Genomic DNA, 18,281 nt, shown 5'->3' on the forward strand with positions numbered 1-18,281 from the left:
TTTAAACTATATATGTATATATGTGAAATAATTTCCCGACATGACTGAGGGGGTCAAAGCTTTGCTCCAATAAAATCTTAATCTTAACTTTTGACTTTTAAATTTCCTATGGAACCTTTAAAATATCCGGAAGAAAGTATTATTTATAATAAGCGATCGCTCACAAGATTGATGAGATCTGTCACCATTTCTCAGGGACAGTTTTCGTTGATTTTAGCCTGCTGTAACTACCAACACTTCCAGCAAAGAATGATGATGGAAGTGAAAAAAATGTTATCAGTAGAACTGCAAGAAATAGTATTATCAAAAACTGTCACTACTCTTTATACAACTATCGATCAACAATTAGAAAAGTTCCCCGAAGCTCCTGCAGTAATGATCTTAAACTTAGATAAAGTAGAAGCAATAGATGAACTACTAATATCGACTAATCAGGTAAGAGACGAATTTAGGAAAAAATTTAGCTTTCCTCTAATTTTGTGGATTACAGATAAATTATTGGCTAAACTAATTAGATTAGCACCTGATTTTAAAAGTTGGGCAGCAGCTACAATTAAATTTGAGTTTGCGACTTCCGATTTAATACATTTACTAAAAATGGCAATAGATAGTTATTGGATAAATGAATCGGCAAATGAACAACAACAATTAATAAAATCATCATCAAATTCTACAAAATATAATTTTTTAGTCCCTAGTTTTCTCGATCAATCTAATTGTTATTATGGTAAGAAGTTATCTCAAAATAAACATCAAGAAATTCAATTAGCTTTCAAAGATTTAAAAGAACGTGAACAGCATTTAGAAACAACTCTTAAAGCAAAGATAGAATTTATTATTGGTCGAGATTACTTCTATAACAACAATATAGATTCTGCTCTCGAACATTATCAAGAAAGTCTAAATTTATGGGAGTATAAAATTGGGTCATTAGAGTATCCTAAATCATCAATAATTAGCGAGAGGTTTATCCTAGAACAAAAAGGAATAGTTTTATATAATATTGCCTTGTGTTATTATCTGCAATCTACCCAAAACCCCTTAGATAATTATCAAGAATTAGAAAAGGCAAAACTGAAGCTTGAAGAATCAAAACAACTTTTTGAAGAAGTGAATAATTTTGTCTTGGTAGCTGAGGTAATTACAACATTAGGACAAGCTATAAAGCAGATGAAAGCTTGGGGAGAATTAGAAGCTATTGCCTTAGAAGGACTACAATTACATCACAAATATGGAAATGATTTACAAATAGCACAAGATTATGGTTTTTTGGCAGAAGTTGCCCTACAAAAATCCAATTGGGTTGAGGCTCAGAAGCTATCTGAAAGAGCCCTTAATATTTTGTTTTATGCTAAAGATATAACATTACCAACGGAAAAAAATAAATACCTGTTATTATTAGCAAAAAGTCTCAAAAATTTATATCGTCAAGCAGAAGCTATTGAGTATTTAGAAATTGCCGAGTTAACAGAGCAAGAGGCAATTAAAAATAGTTTGAAAACTCAGGAAAATAGAGACCCAAAACTTTACATTGAGCTGTTAACGGAGTTGGGATCACTTTATTATAATCAAGGAAAATATTTACAAGCATTTCGCTTAAAAAAAGCTCAAAGAAAAATTGCGCATCAGTACGGACTTTTAGCTTTTATTGGCGCATCTCAGTTACAACCACAAAAACAAAGTTATATCAAAGAATCATTAGATTACCAAAATACTTTACCCTCAGAAATAACTGCTTCTGGTCGTCAAAAAGATATTAATAATCTCCTGGAAAGAATAAGTCGAAATGACTGTAAATTAACAATTATTCATGGTCGTTCTGGTGTAGGAAAAAGTTCTTTAGTTAATGCTGGATTAATACCAGCTTTAAAAAATATTAGTATTTCAGCACGAGATACAGTACTAGTAGCAGTACAAAGATATAATGATTGGCTAGAAGTATTAGCATATTCTCTCAATAAATCATTACAAAAAAAATGTAAGTTGCGAAATAATAATAATCTCTTCAAACTCAAAAAAGATTATATAAAAAATCAAGAATCAATTTTTTCTATAAGAGGAAAAAATTTGAATTCAGAAGTAGAAAAAACTTATGATTCTGAACTTAAAGATGAATTTCAGTGTATAGAATCATGTGTTATAGCTCAATTAAAAAACAATTCAGAGAATAATTTATTAACAGTAATAGTATTTGATCAATTTGAAGAATTTTTCTTTTTTAACAATAGTAGTGAAGATAGAGAAGTTTTCTACAGATTTATATGTAATTGTCTAAACCTACCCTTTGTGAAAGTAATCTTATCTATGAGAGAAGATTATTTACATTATTTATTAGAATGGGACTTTATCAGCGATCTAGATGTTATTAATAATAATATCTTAGATAAAGATATCCGTTACCATTTAAGAGATTTTTCTAGAGAAGATGCTTATACTGTTATAGAATGTTTAACAAAGAGAGCTAAATTTAATTTAGAACCTCAATTGATTGATGTAATTGTTGATGGTTTAGCAGATGAAAAACAGCAAATTCGCCCAATAGAATTACAAGTAGTAGGAAGTCAACTGCAAGAAGAAAAACCTCAGATTCAAACTTTAGATCAATTTCAAAAAAAGTTTGACATTAATCCAAAAAAAGCGAAAGCAAAACTAATAAAAAATTTTTTAGAGCAAGTAATTATAGATTGTGGTCAGGAAAATGAAGAAGCTACTATGCAAGTTTTATTTGCACTAACTAATGATAATTTAACTAGAGCTACTCGTACAAAAAAAGAGTTATTAGAAATAGTAAAAACATGTATAGAAACAAGTTTTTTAGTAAATGTTGATTCTAGTAAATTTGTCGAAAATCAAATTAATTATAATGAAAAGATAGAAGGATTGCTAAATTTAATTTTAGAAATATTAGTAGATTCAGGATTATTATTTATTCGGCAAGAATGCAATGAAAAAAACTACCAGCTAGTTCACGATTATCTAGTAAAACCAATCCGTAAAAGGTTTGACTTAGAAAATAGATTACAGCAGGCTGAGGTAGAGATAAAAAATGCTGAAATTGCTAAAAACAAGGCAGAAACAGATAAAATAACTAGCCAAGCAAAACTAAATATACTTTTAAAACGACAACTAGCAGTAGCAATCCTGGGAATTATATTAATGTCAATGTCAACTATTGCTACACTGGGTTTTTGGCAGAAAACAAGATTTCAAAAACAAGTAGCAACTGCTCAAAAAGAGCGTGCAGATATTAATAGCATGACTGCTTTTTCAGAAGCATTATTTTTTTCAGGTTATAAATTTGATGCTTTGATAGAAAGTATTAAAGCAGGTAAAAAATGGCAAAAGATAAAACAATTATTAGGAGAACAAAATCTCTCAAATGATACAGAATATCGAATTGCAGCTTCTCTTCAGCAAGCAGTTTATGGAGTGAACAAATATAACCATTTGGAAGGACATAATAATATAGTTTGGAGTGTCATCTTTCATCCTGAAGGAAACTTAATTGCTTCTGCTAGTGCAGATAAAACTATTAAATTATGGAGTCGAGATGGCAAATTACAAAAAACTCTAACAAATCATAAAAATAGGGTGAGCAAAATTAGCTTTAGTTCGGATGGGAAATACTTGGCTTCAGCTTCCCATGATTCCACAGTTAAAATTTGGGATCTTCAGCAACTAGAAATGAAACCTCTATCTCTCAAGAGTCATAGTGATTCGGTGGTAACAATCAACTTTAGTCCGAATAATAAAATGTTAGCATCAGGTTCACTTGACAAAACTATCAAAATTTGGAACTATACGGGCGTATTACTTAGAACAATTAGGACTAAATCAGTAGTTAAATGGGTTAGCTTTAGTCCAAATGGAAAAATGATTGCTGCTGCTAATGCAAATGGAACTGTACAGCTGTGGAATCTTAATGGGAAGCTTTTGAAAACCTTAAAACATGGAGCTGGAAATCATAATTACCCAGTTTACAGTGCCAATTTTTCTCCTGACGGTAAGAGAATGGTGACAGCAAGCGGAGATCAAACAGTCAAAATTTGGCGTTTTTTCAGAAATATACCGATTTTAGAAAAAACAATAACAGGACACAAAAAACAAGTTATCAATGCCAGTTTTTCTCCTGATGGAAAAATAATAGCTTCCTCTAGTACAGACAAAACTATCAAAGTTTGGCAGCTAGACGGAACCCTCTTGAAAACTTTTTCGGGTCATGGAGACACAGTTACTCAGGTTACTTTCAGTCCTGATGGCGAAACTCTGGCTTCAGCTAGCTATGATAAAACTATTAAGTTCTGGAGTCTCAAAAACGATTCTCTAAATGTTCTACAAGGTCATAAACATAGAGTTCTTGGTGTGAGTTTCAGTCCAGATGGTCAAATCTTGGCTTCTGCATCTCAAGACAATACTATTAAATTGTGGAGTCCCACAGGTAAGTTATTAAATAATCTTGAGGGGCATACTGATAGAGTAGCAAGTGTTAGTTTTAGCTCAGATGCTCAGATTCTTGCTTCTGGTAGTTATGATAATACAGTAAAGTTATGGTACCTCAATTCTCCAAATCAAATCTGGAACTGGAAATTCCTTGAAGATCCTAAAAGTTGGCAATTGTTAGGCAAAAATCATCAGCTTTTTACTCTCAAGAATGAAAAAAACAAGTTATATTTAGTAGAACAGGTAAAGTTTTTAGAGAATTTTTTGTCAACTAATTTAAATTGTTTTCTAAATGCGAGGAGTTTTTGTCTTGTTCCCTGGGGAAAAATTACTTCCTTCTTTCCTAGAAATTTTTCTTTACTGCCACGTCAGTTTCTTGAAGAACTAAAATACCAAAGTTGGTTTGAGATCGCTGCCGATAATCAAGTAAAAGTTCAATGTAGACTTCTACAGTGCTTGCAAAATGAGATCATAACTGTTGGTGTTGATTGGAATTGGAACACAGATGATTACTTGATTGATTTTACCTCTAAAAGTATTAATCTTATAGGACATACTGATAGTTTGCTGAGTGTTAGCTTTAGTCCAAATAATCAAGTTATTGCTTCTAGTGGCAAAGACAAAACGATAAGGTTGTGGAACCGGGAAGGTAAGCTGCTGAAAACTTTAGTTGGACATAATGAATGGGTTAGTAGTGTCAGTTTTAGTCCTGATGGCAAAATACTCGCTTCTGCTAGCGATGATGGCACCGTCAAACTATGGACTCAAAAAGGTGTGCTTTTAAAAACTATTAATGCTCATAGTGGTTGGGTTTTGGGGGTAAGTTTTAGTCCAAATGGTCAGGCGATCGCTACAGCAAGTTATGATAATACGGTTAAGCTTTGGAGTCTTGACGGTGAGTTGCTCAGAACTTTTTTGAAGGGTGCTAGCGATAGTGTTACCAGTGTGAGTTTTAGTCCGGATGGTCAGGCCATTGCTTCATCTAGTTATGATGGTAAGGTTAAGCTCTGGAGTCTTTATGATGGTAGTTTATTAAAAACTTTGAACGGTCATCAGGATAGTGTGATGAGTGTAAGTTTTAGTCCTGATGGTAAGTTGTTAGCTTCTGGTAGTAGAGATAAAACTGTAATTTTGTGGGATTTGGCTTTGGATAGTTTGTTAGATCAAGGTTGTAGTTGGGTTCGTGATTATTTACGGACTAACCCTCATGTTTCTCAGAGTGATCGGCAACTTTGTGAAAAATAAAATTATGGGGAATAGAGAATGAAAATTAGTATTTAACTGTCAGGTGTTTATAACTTATAGCTCAAAGTGCACTCTAGAAAAGGGGTTAAAAAATAATGTTTAATATGGCATCATTTGTGTATAGAATTAATTCACAATGAAAACTACTGCTCCTGACCATAATTCTGGTAGCAAAAAATGTTCAATAAATAGAATGAAGTTCTTTATTATCTATTGAATTATTTATTGTCATTAGTGCTACTGCTTATTTCATATTTGTTACAGCAATTACTTTAACTTTTTGACCTTGATAAAATACCTTATTTTCATATATCCTAGTTTTCTTAGCATGAGCATGCATCAGTTCTTGTTAAACCAGAATTATACGAGTTTCATCTATAAATACTAAATTTTCTGTACTAAATTTTATGGGTCTATATATTTTACCAATTTTTTCTTCTTCTTCTCTCAATTTTTTTACTTTTTCTCTCCTAGCTTGGCTAATAAAGTAATAGTCGTTGTTATCTATTGATAAATGAAACCTCTTTACAATTTCTCAAGTACTTGCTGTTAGTATCTTTATTGGAGCGATCGCCAGCTCTTCCAAATAGTAATTCTAGATAGTGATTTTTTATGTGATGAATAAGTATAATACTATTTCTCAAAAAATTTTGCTATAGTCAAATTTTCTATTTCTAAATACTATTTATTGATGCAGTTTTTCTTTGGTAAAAACCTCTGTTATTTTTCTAGTTATTTTTACTACCTTCCAAAAATAGAATAGCATTACTTTTGAGAAACAGTATTATAACAATTTTAGAAGTGGCTGCTGTAGAAAAAATAATATCAGGCAATGGTTTTTAGATGCTCATTTGTAATATTTTTTTTCAAAATAGTATTAGACCTCTCCAAAAATGCCAATTTTAGAACGGTGGGGCAAGGGTTTGAGAACCCTTTCTGGAGATGTCTATTACAGACAGTTGCTATTCACTTTTACTACTTTTACAATTTTTTTTATGATTTTATTTTCCTGTATAAAGTATAATATTTAACAATATAAATACTCTGATTTTTAATCAAAACAAAGCACCTTTTTTTTGAATAACTTTTTCATAATATGAATTTTTATCATGATACTCCAAATATTTTTATTATCCTGATTAAATATAATACAAATATTCTTTTTGAGATATTTTTCAATTCTCTTTCTTGACTAAATCAAACACTATATGGATTATTTTTTTGTGTTAAGTATTTCCCCACCTTAATATCCTTTACCCCCTTAATTTTTTTTATTTTGCCAACTTTTTTTGTTATTTTTTTGAATAAAATGTGATTATATAACTGCATTTTTTTCTTTATTCTTCCTTCTACCTTCAAATAATAGTTAACAAGTGAAATGAACGATAATAATATACAAGTTTTACCAGAAATGAGTTCGGTTTGGCAGGAAACATTAAATTGGCAGCCAACAGTAGAGCAAAAACAACAATTTCAGAAACTTTATGAGTTAATTATTCTAGGAAATAAAAAGTTAAATTTAACTAGAATTACTAAACCCGAAGAGTTTTGGGAAAAACATCTTTGGGATTCCCTGAGAGGAATTAAATTTATCTTAGAAAATAAAATACATTGGTCAGAAGAAAAAAAGGTTATTGATATTGGAACAGGTGCTGGTTTTCCAGGATTACTAGTTGCAATTATCCTACCTCAATATGCTGTTACTTTACTAGATTCAACCCGCAAAAAAATTAGTTTTATTGAAAATATTTTAACAGATTTAAACATCAAAAATGCTTTAACTATAACTAATAGAGTTGAACAAATTGGTCGTCTCTTTAAATATAGAGAAACTTATGATATTGGTCTTTTGAGGGCTGTTGCATCTACAGTAGTATGTGCTGAATATGCTTTGCCATTACTAAAAATAGGTGGAATTGCAATTTTGTATCGAGGAAATATAACAACTGATGAACAGGCTAATTTACCAGAAGTTGTCAAACTTTTGGGAGGCAAAATAGAAAGGATTGAGGAATTTAAAACTCCCTTAAGTAATAGTATTCGTAATTGTATATATTTACGGAAAGTAGGTAAAACTCCAATAAATTATCCGCGTTCAGTTGGTGTGCCTAATCAAAAACCTTTACTTAGTTTAAAAAAAATCTAAAAATTTGCTAATATTATGTCTGCTTAAATATTCATCATATTTGTGAATATAAGTAATACCAATTTGAAAAAAATTTCTACATATTATTGCTTGGGTAGGTTGGGGATTAGAGTAAAATTAAGAATAATATATAATTAGTAATTATGCTAAATTCAGTGCACGAATGGAGGCTTATTGCTTACTAAATATTATTGGTTGGGTAGGTTGGGAATTAGAGTAAAATTAAGAATAATATATAATTAGTAATTATGCTAAATTCAGTGAACGAAGGGAGACTTATTGCTTAGGTAAGGAAGAATAGTGAAAAAGATTTAGAAAAACCAGCTTTTTATAACCTAATTTAGTATTATTTATTAGCAGCATTATACTATATAGGCTTTAAATATAAACCATATTTAATCATAACATTGGTGTTAAAAAAAATGTATTCAACAGATAAAATAATTATCTAAAATTATCATTTACTATAAGTAGGTAGGCATCAAAAAAACTTAGCTATATTAATATTTATACACTAACGATAAACTACTCCACACAGGTAACTTGAGGTAAATTTACATCTTCTTAAATAGGGATAAATTTAAGACCAATTACTTAGTATTTCTGTAATCTATAAGGTATAGAAATATCTCCCGTCAGAAAATTATCTAACGAGAGATTAGTTAAATTTAAATATAAAAATAGGTTTTTTTAGACTCTAATGATGATGATTATTCGGACAAGCTTGCAAGTCTTGACTCATCAACTCCTCACTTTTTACCTTTTGGGTTTCATCTACAGCTTCTAAACCAACCCAATTATTAACAATTTCAATATCAAATCCCACTTCTCTACGCTCGCCTACTTGTATTAGAGGACGACGGATTAATAATGGGTCGTTGAGCATCATTGTTAGAGCAGTTTCTCCATCAATTTTTTCAGGAACTACTTCTCCAGATTTAACTTTTGGAGCAGCTTTATTAAACCACTCTGCTACTGGGCGATCGCCAAAAAATAAACGTAAATTATCTTTTGTCCAAGGTTCAGTCAACAAATTATGAGCTTCTAATTGATGACCTGCTGCTTTTAACAAAGTCTTTTGCTTTGTATTGTTTTTGCAACCTGGTTTTTCATAAAAAATTACCTTTGCCATTGTCTTATATCCTCAGCAGTTTTTTTGGTAATTTTTTAATCTTAATACCTGATTAAATAGCAAATTGTAAGCAATTATCAAAAAAAATTATTCTTATGTATGATATAATTATATATTACAACTTTAAACAAAAGTAAATATTTATCAAAAAGAAAATTTATATAGTTATACCAGTTTGATAAATGTTTCCTAACAATTGTAGAGTATCTTGAGTGGGCATCAAATTATTCATATTATTGAGGGATAATATATGCCATCTTCCTGTGTTTTTATTGCTTATTCTTTTGATGAAGTTTTCCCTATTTATCCAAATCAAAATTGGAAATAATTTTCTAATATAACGGAAATAATTAATCAATTATATGATAGCAAAATAAGTCCTATTGCTAGCCACAGTATTTTTTTATTAGGAACAGTTTGCCAACAAAATAAAAACTTGAGTAAGTTTGCTTGAATTCCCAAAAATTATTTAAATTTTGAAAATTATGATTGTATTTTGTAATTAGAAAATCTTCACTGATATCAATCTGTTGACATTACTATTGCTAGTGACAAAAATACACAACTTTTACATCATTTTTTTGAACTAAAAAAAAGTAAATTTCCTGAGCAAAGCTTTAGATAATCTCTGAAAATATAGCAACTTTCACCCATAAATGAGGTACTATATCTAATGATTCAGCTATCAGCTTCTGATATCAAGCATGAAAAAACAATATTATGCAATGCTTTACCCAAGTGAAGCTTCAATTCTTAAGTGATTAACACGTTCCCAATAGCTTTTTGATAACTAGTACCTCAAAATTGTGTTAATTTTAGATTTTGTTTGAGGAGCGTTGTCTGCCATTTCTCTACTTACTTCCCCTGCTGGTAGTATTTATAGGTAGGTCTCCTAATTAAGAAAGTGTAATAATTAGTATGAGATATCTCTAAATTTCCCACCACAAAACTTTATTGTTTAACAATTCAAACTAGTGGTTCTTGTGCTTTAATTTCAGGGTTATTTTATTCTTGAGGTTAAATGAAGCTTTGAGTAATTGGAAGACAAGGGCGATCAATATTATTTGTTTATATTTAATCATTTGTGAAGAATAAAGTGGTAAAACTATCTCTAAATCTTGGGTTTGTCTGTTCCAAAAATTAGAATGAAACAGCCGTTTCAATATCAATTCTATGGTTAAAAATCTAATGGTTGCTTTATTCACTAAAAAGCTGATATCTGAATGCTTACAGTATAATTTTCTGAATTAATCTTGAAATACCCATATCAAAATAATGAGGCAGGATAAATTTGAGTTAAAAAATTAACAAAATAAAATCCTGTTTATCAATTCTGCTGGGAGTATATTTCAAATAAAATTTATGATTAACCAAATTATGAAAATAGAAGAATTATTAAGGCAATATGCAATAGGAGAAAAAAATTTTAGTGGCCTATACTTACAGGAAGCACATTTACTAAAAGCTAATTTAGAAGGTGCTAATTTTTTTGAAGCTAACTTAACAGGTGCTAACCTCAGTCAGGCCAATCTCAGTCGAGTAAATCTGGCCAAAGCGAATCTGACTGGAGCAAATCTAATTGGAACTGATTTAAGCGAAGCAAACTTGTCGGACACTCTTCTAGTAGGAGCTAAATTTAACAAAGCCGATCTAACAAGGGCAAAACTTATCAGAGCAGACCTAAGTTGTGCTGACTTTAGCCAAGTTAATATGGTAGATGCTGACCTCTCAAGAGCTATTTTGTATGAAATAGATTTACATGGAGCTAACCTATATGGGGTCAATTTCCGACGAGCTATTCTTAACAAAGCTGACTTAATTGGCGCTAATCTTATTAGAGCTAATATGACTGGAGTAGACTTAATTGAAGCAAATCTAACAAGAGCAAACTTAACAGAGGCTATTTTAAGCGGTGCTGATTTAAATGGGGCAAGTCTTTTGGGTGCTAATATTTCTGATGTTAATTTAGTTGGAGCAGCTCTTCAAGCAGTAATTATGCCCGATGGTACAGGTTATGAAGAAATTAGCACATCTATTCAAAATTAATAGATTATCAAGTTATTTTAATATTGAGTTCGATGGACTAAACAAAGCAAAAAAAAAGGGGGCTCGAATTAGTTTAAAGAAATATTTACTCAGCCTACTAATGATGACTGATATTGTATAATTTTTAGACATTACCTAAATTTTTGGTGACATTGATGAGTTTTGCAAATTATTTCAACACTATTGGCAACAATAGTTGCAACTCTCCTCCTTACCTGGAGAATGTCACTGTCATCTTAAGTCTCATTAATTAGCCATAATAAAAATGCTTTTCTCATATTAATTTCTCCCAATTCTCAATTCCCTAAAATATTTCCACAGTGGGTATTTACATAGACCAGAAAAATTTTTATTCCTTAATAATATTAAGTATGAGAAAAGAATGCTTTTTGGACTGAAACTTTAATTATTAAGTAACTAACACGTTCCTAATAGCTTTTTTTGATAATAAAAAGCCAAAAGCGTATTAATTTTATAAGTTTTTACTTACTTCACCTACTCCCCTACTCCCCTGTTCAATAAACTATAATAAACATTTATTCAATTGGTGTAATTACTAGATTTGGTGATTAATATGGTATAGTTAATGAGGCAATTTTTTTTTTGCTTGTTCTCTATGCTTTGACTTGCCTTTACTATTCTCTACTGCCTAATATCCTATTTTTAAATATTTAAAAATGAGAGTTAAAATTTTTTCCGCTGTTTTAGTTTTTACTACAGTTTTTCCTAATCTTACAGCCATTGGTGAAAATATCCAACATACACAAAGATTATTATCTAGTAAACAATGTCCTAATTGCGAACTAATAGGTGTTGGTTTGGTATTGGCAAATCTTCAAGGTGCTAATCTAGAGGGAGCTAATTTAAGTGGAGCTAATCTCAGTCGTGCAAATTTAACAGGTGCTAATTTATCTGGTGCTAATTTGGCTGGTACAAGTTTATTTGGTGCAAATTTAACAGGGGCAAATTTATCTGGTGCTAATTTAGCTGGTACAGATTTAAGAAGTGCTTATTTAACAGGTGCTAATTTAACAGATGTTGACCTAAAAAATGCTTTTTTGTTAGGTGTTGTAGGAATGCCATCTAATATAGGTGAAGCTGAAGATTTTTATCGGTTAGGAATTGCAGAAGCAAAGGCAGGAAATTATAAAGATGCTGTTAGATATTACAACCAAGCTATTAGTATGAAATCAGATTTAGCAGCTGCTTATTTTGCTAGAAGTATGTCTCTTGCTGACCTGGGAAATCTTAATGCAGCTATTGCAGATGCTCAAAAGTCTCGGGATATTTTTGTTTCTAAAGGTAGTAAAGAAGGTGAAGAATTATCACAATATTTGGTTGAAATTATTGACCTACGTTTGAATCCTCCAAAACCAGAAAAACCTAATCAATTTGTACACGCTATTGGTTCTTTACTTCCTGCTTTATTAAGGTTGGCGTTTTAGTATGGTTTTTTGAAACTCAATTTTTTTTGTTTGGCTTTGGTGAATGGTGAATGCTAATTATTAGGAATTAGCACAGTTTTTGTTTCCCTCCGACTAAGGGGATAGAATTTAGTCTGAGTTCTGAGAATTTAACATGATTAAATTTTATACCTATTTCTTGATGAAATTAACATTAAAATTTCTAACCCAACAAATACAATATAATCCAATTAAAACCAGCTCTAATTATAGTGTCAATATCTGAAATAATAATAGTTCAAAAATATACCATATATAATGGTACTGCGTATATCCGAATTGTAAACTGTTGAGCATTTTAATTATGAACACAACTGTTGTGGAATGCAACAGACAACAGGCAAGAGAGAAGACAAAATCTAGATGAAATTGCAATTAGGGAATTATGTAAAAAATTAAGCTTCTTCTTCTTTACTTTATAAATTAGCTATACTCTAGGAAATAGAAATTTAACCTAATCTATTCATGGTAAAAAACTACTAGTTAGCTTTTTAATTGCAGTATTAGCAATATCCGCATAACGCATTTCTCCACACATAATTTTACTCATTACTGTAGTAGCTGCTGGTAACTTAACCCCCACTTTATAAGCTACCTTAGGAAACCGATAAAATGCTCCTGCTAAACGACCCGCCCAAGCCATATCTGTACCCCATTCCTCATTAACTATCTGAGTGTATTTTTTCAGAGCATCCCCATTACCACCTAAAGCTTCATCTATAGCTTCAGCGGCTTTGACACCACTAAAAATTGAAGGGCGAATTCCTTCTGCTGATAAAGGGTCTGATAAACTTGCTGCTTCTCCTGCCAATATCGCATTTTGAGTATGAAGATTTTTCTCTCCATCCCATAGAGAAATATAATGTTCTAATAATTGATTTTGACTTACATTTACACCAATTTGTTGAACGTATCCCATCAAATCTTTAGATAGATTTTTGGATTCCCCGCCCCTAAAAGTCGCAATACTAATAGAGCAGGAATCTGCTTTGGGGAAACCCCAAATATTACCATTTTTAACTGAACCAAATTCAAAGGTAGCTTTTTTATTTGACTCATTTAATGGTGCTTCAAAAACTAGACTTTGCCGTTTTTTAGATTCTTTAAAACCTAACCATTTAGACATTGGTCCTTTGGCTCCATCAGCAGCAATTAAATAACGACCAACAACAGGTTCCTTAATTGTTTTAACTTCCCAAGAATCACGTTTAAATTCAATACCTGTAACTTCTGTTTTGTCTCTTAATTCTGCACCTTGTTCTGTAGCTTTTTGGATGAGAAAATAGTCGAAAACATCTCGTTTTACCATCCACATAGGAACGGGTAAATCTGCTTCAATAGGGTCTTCTAATTTCCATGTATAACGAATTTTATTAACCTTGAGAGAAATAGCTGGAGTTAAATCAAAGTCAAACCATTGAGCGATCGCTGGAGATACCCCACCACCACAAGCTTTAACTCTAGGGAAAGATTCCTTTTCTATCACTAAAACAGAACGTCCTTTCTTAGCCAAATGATAAGCTGCTGTACTTCCTGCTGGACCTGCCCCTATAATTATACAATCAAACATTTTTTATTACTTTGATACTGAAATTTTTTCTAATTTCCTAGAAGAGGAAAAAGTCAGTTAATTAGAGGCAGTTTCTAATAGATATAGATAAATAATTGACTTACTTAAACTATCTATAAAACTACCCCCTATAAAAGTTACGAGTCTCCAATTTCCCATGATTCTATAAGATACTCAATTTTGAATACCTTGTGGATTTCAAAGAATGAAGCAACTACAAATATTAGAGTTATGATTAATTTCATTTATAGCAAGTAACTTATCCATGGAGACTGATTTTTATTTCCCAGATAATTATTTAATAAATAATAGCTAATAGTTAATAGCTGATAGCTTTTTTATCTGTGGTATTTTTTTTTAAACTGTAGTCATATCCTTCTCTTTAGCAGCTAGTAACTCATCTATTTTGGCAATATATTTATCAGTCTTCTTTTGAACTTTGTCTTGCAAATCTCGTGATTCATCTTTAGAAATATCACTATTTTTTTCTTGTTTACGAATTGAATCTACCGCATCACGACGAATATTCCGGATAGAAACTTTCCCCTCTTCAGCAAGTTTTGCTGTTTTTTTAACCATTTCTTGACGACGTTCAGCTGTTAGTGCTGGTATATTTAACCGTATAATAGACCCATCATTGTTAGGAGTTAAACCAACATCTGACATATTAATAGCTTTTTCAATCAAGCCGAGACTGGTTTTATCATAAGGTTGAATAGTAATTGTACTAGCATCTGGGATGCCAATATTTGCCATAGATTTGAGTTGAGTTGGGGATCCATAATACTCCACCATTACTCTGTCCAAAAGAGAAGCATTAGCTCTTCCAGTTCTAACAGTATTGAAGGAATTTTTAGTCGCTTCAATAGCTTTTTGCATTTTCTCTTCAGCTTCTTTTAGATTCATGAAAACCTCCTACAATAGTTCCAATTTTTTCTCCCATAACAGCTTTACAGATATTACCCGAAACTGAAAGGTTAAATACAATAATTGGGATATTATTTTCTTTACAAAGAGCGATCGCCGTACTATCCATCACCCGTAAATCTAGAGTTAATACTTCCCCATAACTTAGGGACTCGTACCGTTTGGCCTCTTGATTCTTATGTGGGTCAGAATCATAGACCCCATCGACTTTGGTAGCCTTAAAAATTACCTCTGCCTCAATTTCTGCTGCCCTCAGAGCAGCAGTAGTGTCAGTAGTAAAAAATGGATTACCAGAACCTGCACCAAAAACTACCACTCGACCTTTTTCTAGATGGCGAATGGCTCGGCGACGAATATAAGGTTCGGCCAATTCCTGCATAGCAATCGCTGTTTGGACCCTTGTTGGTACCCCTACTTGTTCTAGAGCGTCCTGTAAAGTGATAGCATTCATCACAGTGGCAATCATACCAACATAATCTGCTGTGGCCCTGTCCATTCCCTTAGAGGCTGCTTTCACCCCTCTAAAAATATTACCGCCTCCAACAACAATTGCTATTTGGATTCCTGTGGCCGCAACTTCGGCCACTTCCTGAGCAATACCTTGGACTACCGCTGGGTCAATGCCATAGCCCAGACTACCCATCAAGGCTTCGCCACTTAACTTGAGCAAAACCCGTTGATAAATTTTCCTCATAATGTGAATGCTTTCTCAACTAAAGTTGCTTCCACAATACGATACCAGTTGAGTTACTTTTTTTAAGTATCTTAAAATTTTTGATAATTACAGCAGATTGAGTAATTAATTTAGTATGTCATAATTCATAACTTAGAATTTGTAAGGATCACGAAACTCCTTACTCAATTTATAAGGCCCTAAAAATTCAGAAACTAATAGCTTCTGTCCTAGAGATAGTTAATACCTCACCCTCAAGAAGTTGAGCGATCGCCCCACATAAATAAGCAACTTTGACTATTTCGAGCTAATTCAAATAATCGTCCATTAAAGCACCATATCGTAAATTAGCCAAAAATTTGGTTTAAAGCCCTGCCCGACTATTAAGGGACTTAGGGAATTATTTTTTTCAATAATTATGTTTCAATTCTAATAAATTATTGGTCTTGAAAATCTCTATTCTAGTTGTTTAATTCATACATTGAGTGAATTTACTTCTAGACATTGATTACTCAAAAAAATGAGACAAACAAATTAAAAATTTTCTAAGTATTTAGCTAAATACTGATCATCTTTCTACCAGTCTTGAGCTAATGCTTGATAACCAACAAGTTTATAAACTAATTTTGCTGCAGTAAACTCAGATACTACCGAATCAGTAATTGGAGCCAACTCCATAATGTCACAACCTAATACTTGATATAATTCAAATATTCTTCGTAAAAATGTAGTTAAAGAATACCAATTTAGTCCTCCTGGTTCTGGTGTGCCAACTCCAGGAATTAATGTTGGGTCAATTCCATCTAAATCTATCGTTAAAAACACATTTTTAGTCTGAATACTAGAGATTACTCTTTCCATCCAATCTGGCTGAATAGCTATTTCTCTTGCTTTAAAAACAGTTAAATTTTTATCCTTTATTAAATCAGCTTCTTCTTTACAAATTGCCCGAATACCTATTTGTACCATTGGTAACCCCATCTCAAATATCCGCCGCATTACACAGGCATGATTATATATTGAACCTTCATATTCATATCGCAAATCTCCATGAGCATCTATTTGAATCACGGTAAAAGGTTCATCAAAATATAATTTTTTATAAGCTTTTACTATCCCATTTGTAATACTATGTTCTCCACCTATAGCAATCACAAACTTTCCATCACTAACTAATTTTTCCACTGTTTCTTGAGTTACTTTTAGCATATCTAATGGAGTAATTTTTTTTCCATTACGAGTATCTGCTATAGGTTCGTGAGTATAGATACCAACTTCCAAACCTGTTTCCCTATCTAATTCTTCGTCATAACATTCTAACTGTTGAGATGCATTTAATAATACTGCTGGACCATTAACACAACCTCTTCTATAAGTAGTAGTTGCCTCATAAGGAATTGGTACAATTACTACTTTAGCGGTAGTGTAATCTGGCTCAATTTCTGAACCAATGAATGGTAGAAGCAAGGTAGAGTAAATTGTTGACATTTTTTTGACTATATTAATTTTCTAATAAAGGTCTAAAAACTGATAGAATTTATCTGATTATTATAAATGTTAAATACGACTTACCTCATATCAATAAATAACTTAAGTATGTAAAAGTTGAGCTTGAATGAGTAAAAAACAAAGTCTCAACTTTCCCCTTTTTCCCCTTTTCAGGGGATAAAAAGAATAAGAATAAACTTCCGTCTTTTAAGCATAAGCTTTCGTCGGTACTGATAATTGATAACTAAAATGATGACTACAAAAAGTTGGACATGGCGAAGCTGGCCGATATGCTACCAAAGCCAAGGAGAAGAGGGACCTCCTGTGATATTAATACATGGTTTTGGAGCTTCTTTGGGGCATTGGCGCAAAAATATTCCTGTATTAGCTGCAAGCTGTCGCTGTTATGCTATTGACTTACTTGGTTTTGGTGGTTCAGCTAAACCTACCCCAAATCAAGATGTTACCTACACATTTGAAACCTGGAGTCAACAAATTAGTGATTTTTGTAGAGAAATAGTTGGGGCCCCTGCTTTTCTTGTCGGAAATTCTATTGGTTGTATTGTGGCAATGCAAACAGCAGTTGATCATCCCAATATTGTTTTAGGGGTAGGAATTATCAATTGTTCTTTGAGGCTTCTACACGAAAGGAAACGATCTAATCTTCCTTGGTATCGTAGTCAAGGAGCATCTTTACTACAAAACCTATTAAAAGTCAAGTGGATAAGTCAGTTATTTTTTAACCAGTTGGCGACAAAGAAAACTGTTAAACGAGTATTATTACAGGCATATAAACGTTCTGAAGCGGTTACTGACGAATTAATTGATTTATTATTAAAACCTGCAAAAGATGAGGGAGCAGTTGACATTTTTGTTGCTTTTACCGGTTATTCTCAAGGACCTTTACCGGAAGATTTATTACCCATATTACCCTGTTCAGCCATAATTTTATGGGGGGAAGAAGACCCTTGGGAAAATATTGAATTGGGAAAAGAATTTGCCAATTTTAAAAATGTAGAAAAATTTATTCCTTTGCCTGGAGTTGGCCATTGTCCTCAAGACGAAGCACCAGAGTTAGTCAACCCTATTTTACAAGAATGGATATTAGAAAAGTGGGAGTCTAAAGTTTAGTTATTAGATGATCAAAATTT

Annotated in this window: 10 protein-coding genes; 5 read left to right on the forward strand and 5 right to left on the reverse strand. The window is 32.0% G+C overall.

Annotated features, from left to right (window positions below):
* Positions 1-90 precede the first annotated feature (90 nt).
* Positions 91-5,685 (forward strand): hypothetical protein, encoded by a 5,595-nt coding sequence (locus TERY_RS25675; protein WP_196797113.1) that lies wholly within the window; start codon positions 91-93, stop codon positions 5,683-5,685.
* A 1,378-nt stretch (positions 5,686-7,063) separates the two neighbouring features.
* The gene (gene rsmG, locus TERY_RS18105) at positions 7,064-7,831 is read left to right on the forward strand and encodes a 16S rRNA (guanine(527)-N(7))-methyltransferase RsmG (protein WP_011613150.1); all 768 of its coding nucleotides are present in this window, start codon (positions 7,064-7,066) and stop codon (positions 7,829-7,831) included.
* A 697-nt stretch (positions 7,832-8,528) separates the two neighbouring features.
* On the opposite strand, the gene TERY_RS18110 is transcribed toward rsmG, so the two are convergent.
* Positions 8,529-8,963 carry an ArsC/Spx/MgsR family protein gene (locus TERY_RS18110; protein WP_011613151.1) on the reverse strand — a complete coding sequence of 145 codons (435 nt, stop codon included), beginning with the start codon at positions 8,961-8,963 and terminating at the stop codon, positions 8,529-8,531.
* 1,362 nt (positions 8,964-10,325) lie between these two features.
* Here TERY_RS18110 and TERY_RS18115 point away from each other — a divergent pair.
* Both TERY_RS18115 and TERY_RS18120 read left to right on the forward strand, forming a co-directional pair.
* The gene (locus TERY_RS18115; RefSeq protein ID WP_011613152.1) at positions 10,326-11,009 is read left to right on the forward strand and encodes a pentapeptide repeat-containing protein; all 684 of its coding nucleotides are present in this window, start codon (positions 10,326-10,328) and stop codon (positions 11,007-11,009) included.
* Positions 11,010-11,686: 677 nt separating this feature from the next.
* Positions 11,687-12,454 carry a pentapeptide repeat-containing protein gene (locus TERY_RS18120; RefSeq protein ID WP_011613153.1) on the forward strand — a complete coding sequence of 256 codons (768 nt, stop codon included), beginning with the start codon at positions 11,687-11,689 and terminating at the stop codon, positions 12,452-12,454.
* A 481-nt stretch (positions 12,455-12,935) separates the two neighbouring features.
* Here the strand turns inward: TERY_RS18120 and TERY_RS18125 are convergent, their stop codons facing one another.
* The 4 genes from TERY_RS18125 to speB form a co-directional block, all read right to left on the reverse strand.
* The gene (locus TERY_RS18125; protein WP_011613154.1) at positions 12,936-14,042 is read right to left on the reverse strand and encodes a geranylgeranyl reductase family protein; all 1,107 of its coding nucleotides are present in this window, start codon (positions 14,040-14,042) and stop codon (positions 12,936-12,938) included.
* 357 nt (positions 14,043-14,399) lie between these two features.
* Positions 14,400-14,948 (reverse strand): ribosome recycling factor, encoded by a 549-nt coding sequence (gene frr, locus TERY_RS18130; protein WP_011613155.1) that lies wholly within the window; start codon positions 14,946-14,948, stop codon positions 14,400-14,402.
* Positions 14,929-15,663 (reverse strand): UMP kinase, encoded by a 735-nt coding sequence (gene pyrH, locus TERY_RS18135; RefSeq protein WP_011613156.1) that lies wholly within the window; start codon positions 15,661-15,663, stop codon positions 14,929-14,931. Before pyrH ends, frr begins: the two co-directional genes overlap by 20 nt.
* Positions 15,664-16,218: 555 nt before the next feature.
* Entirely contained in the window at positions 16,219-17,130 is a 912-nt protein-coding gene (speB, locus tag TERY_RS18140) for an agmatinase (RefSeq protein ID WP_011613157.1), read from the reverse strand.
* A gap of 249 nt (positions 17,131-17,379) precedes the next feature.
* Here speB and TERY_RS18145 point away from each other — a divergent pair, with 249 nt between their 5' ends.
* Positions 17,380-18,261: an alpha/beta fold hydrolase gene (locus TERY_RS18145; RefSeq protein ID WP_011613158.1), complete on the forward strand. Its 882-nt coding sequence runs from the start codon at positions 17,380-17,382 to the stop codon at positions 18,259-18,261.
* Positions 18,262-18,281: the final 20 nt, after the last annotated feature.

The sequence above is a fragment of the Trichodesmium erythraeum IMS101 genome (genome assembly GCF_000014265.1).
Taxonomy (GTDB): Bacteria; Cyanobacteriota; Cyanobacteriia; order Cyanobacteriales; family Microcoleaceae; genus Trichodesmium; species Trichodesmium erythraeum.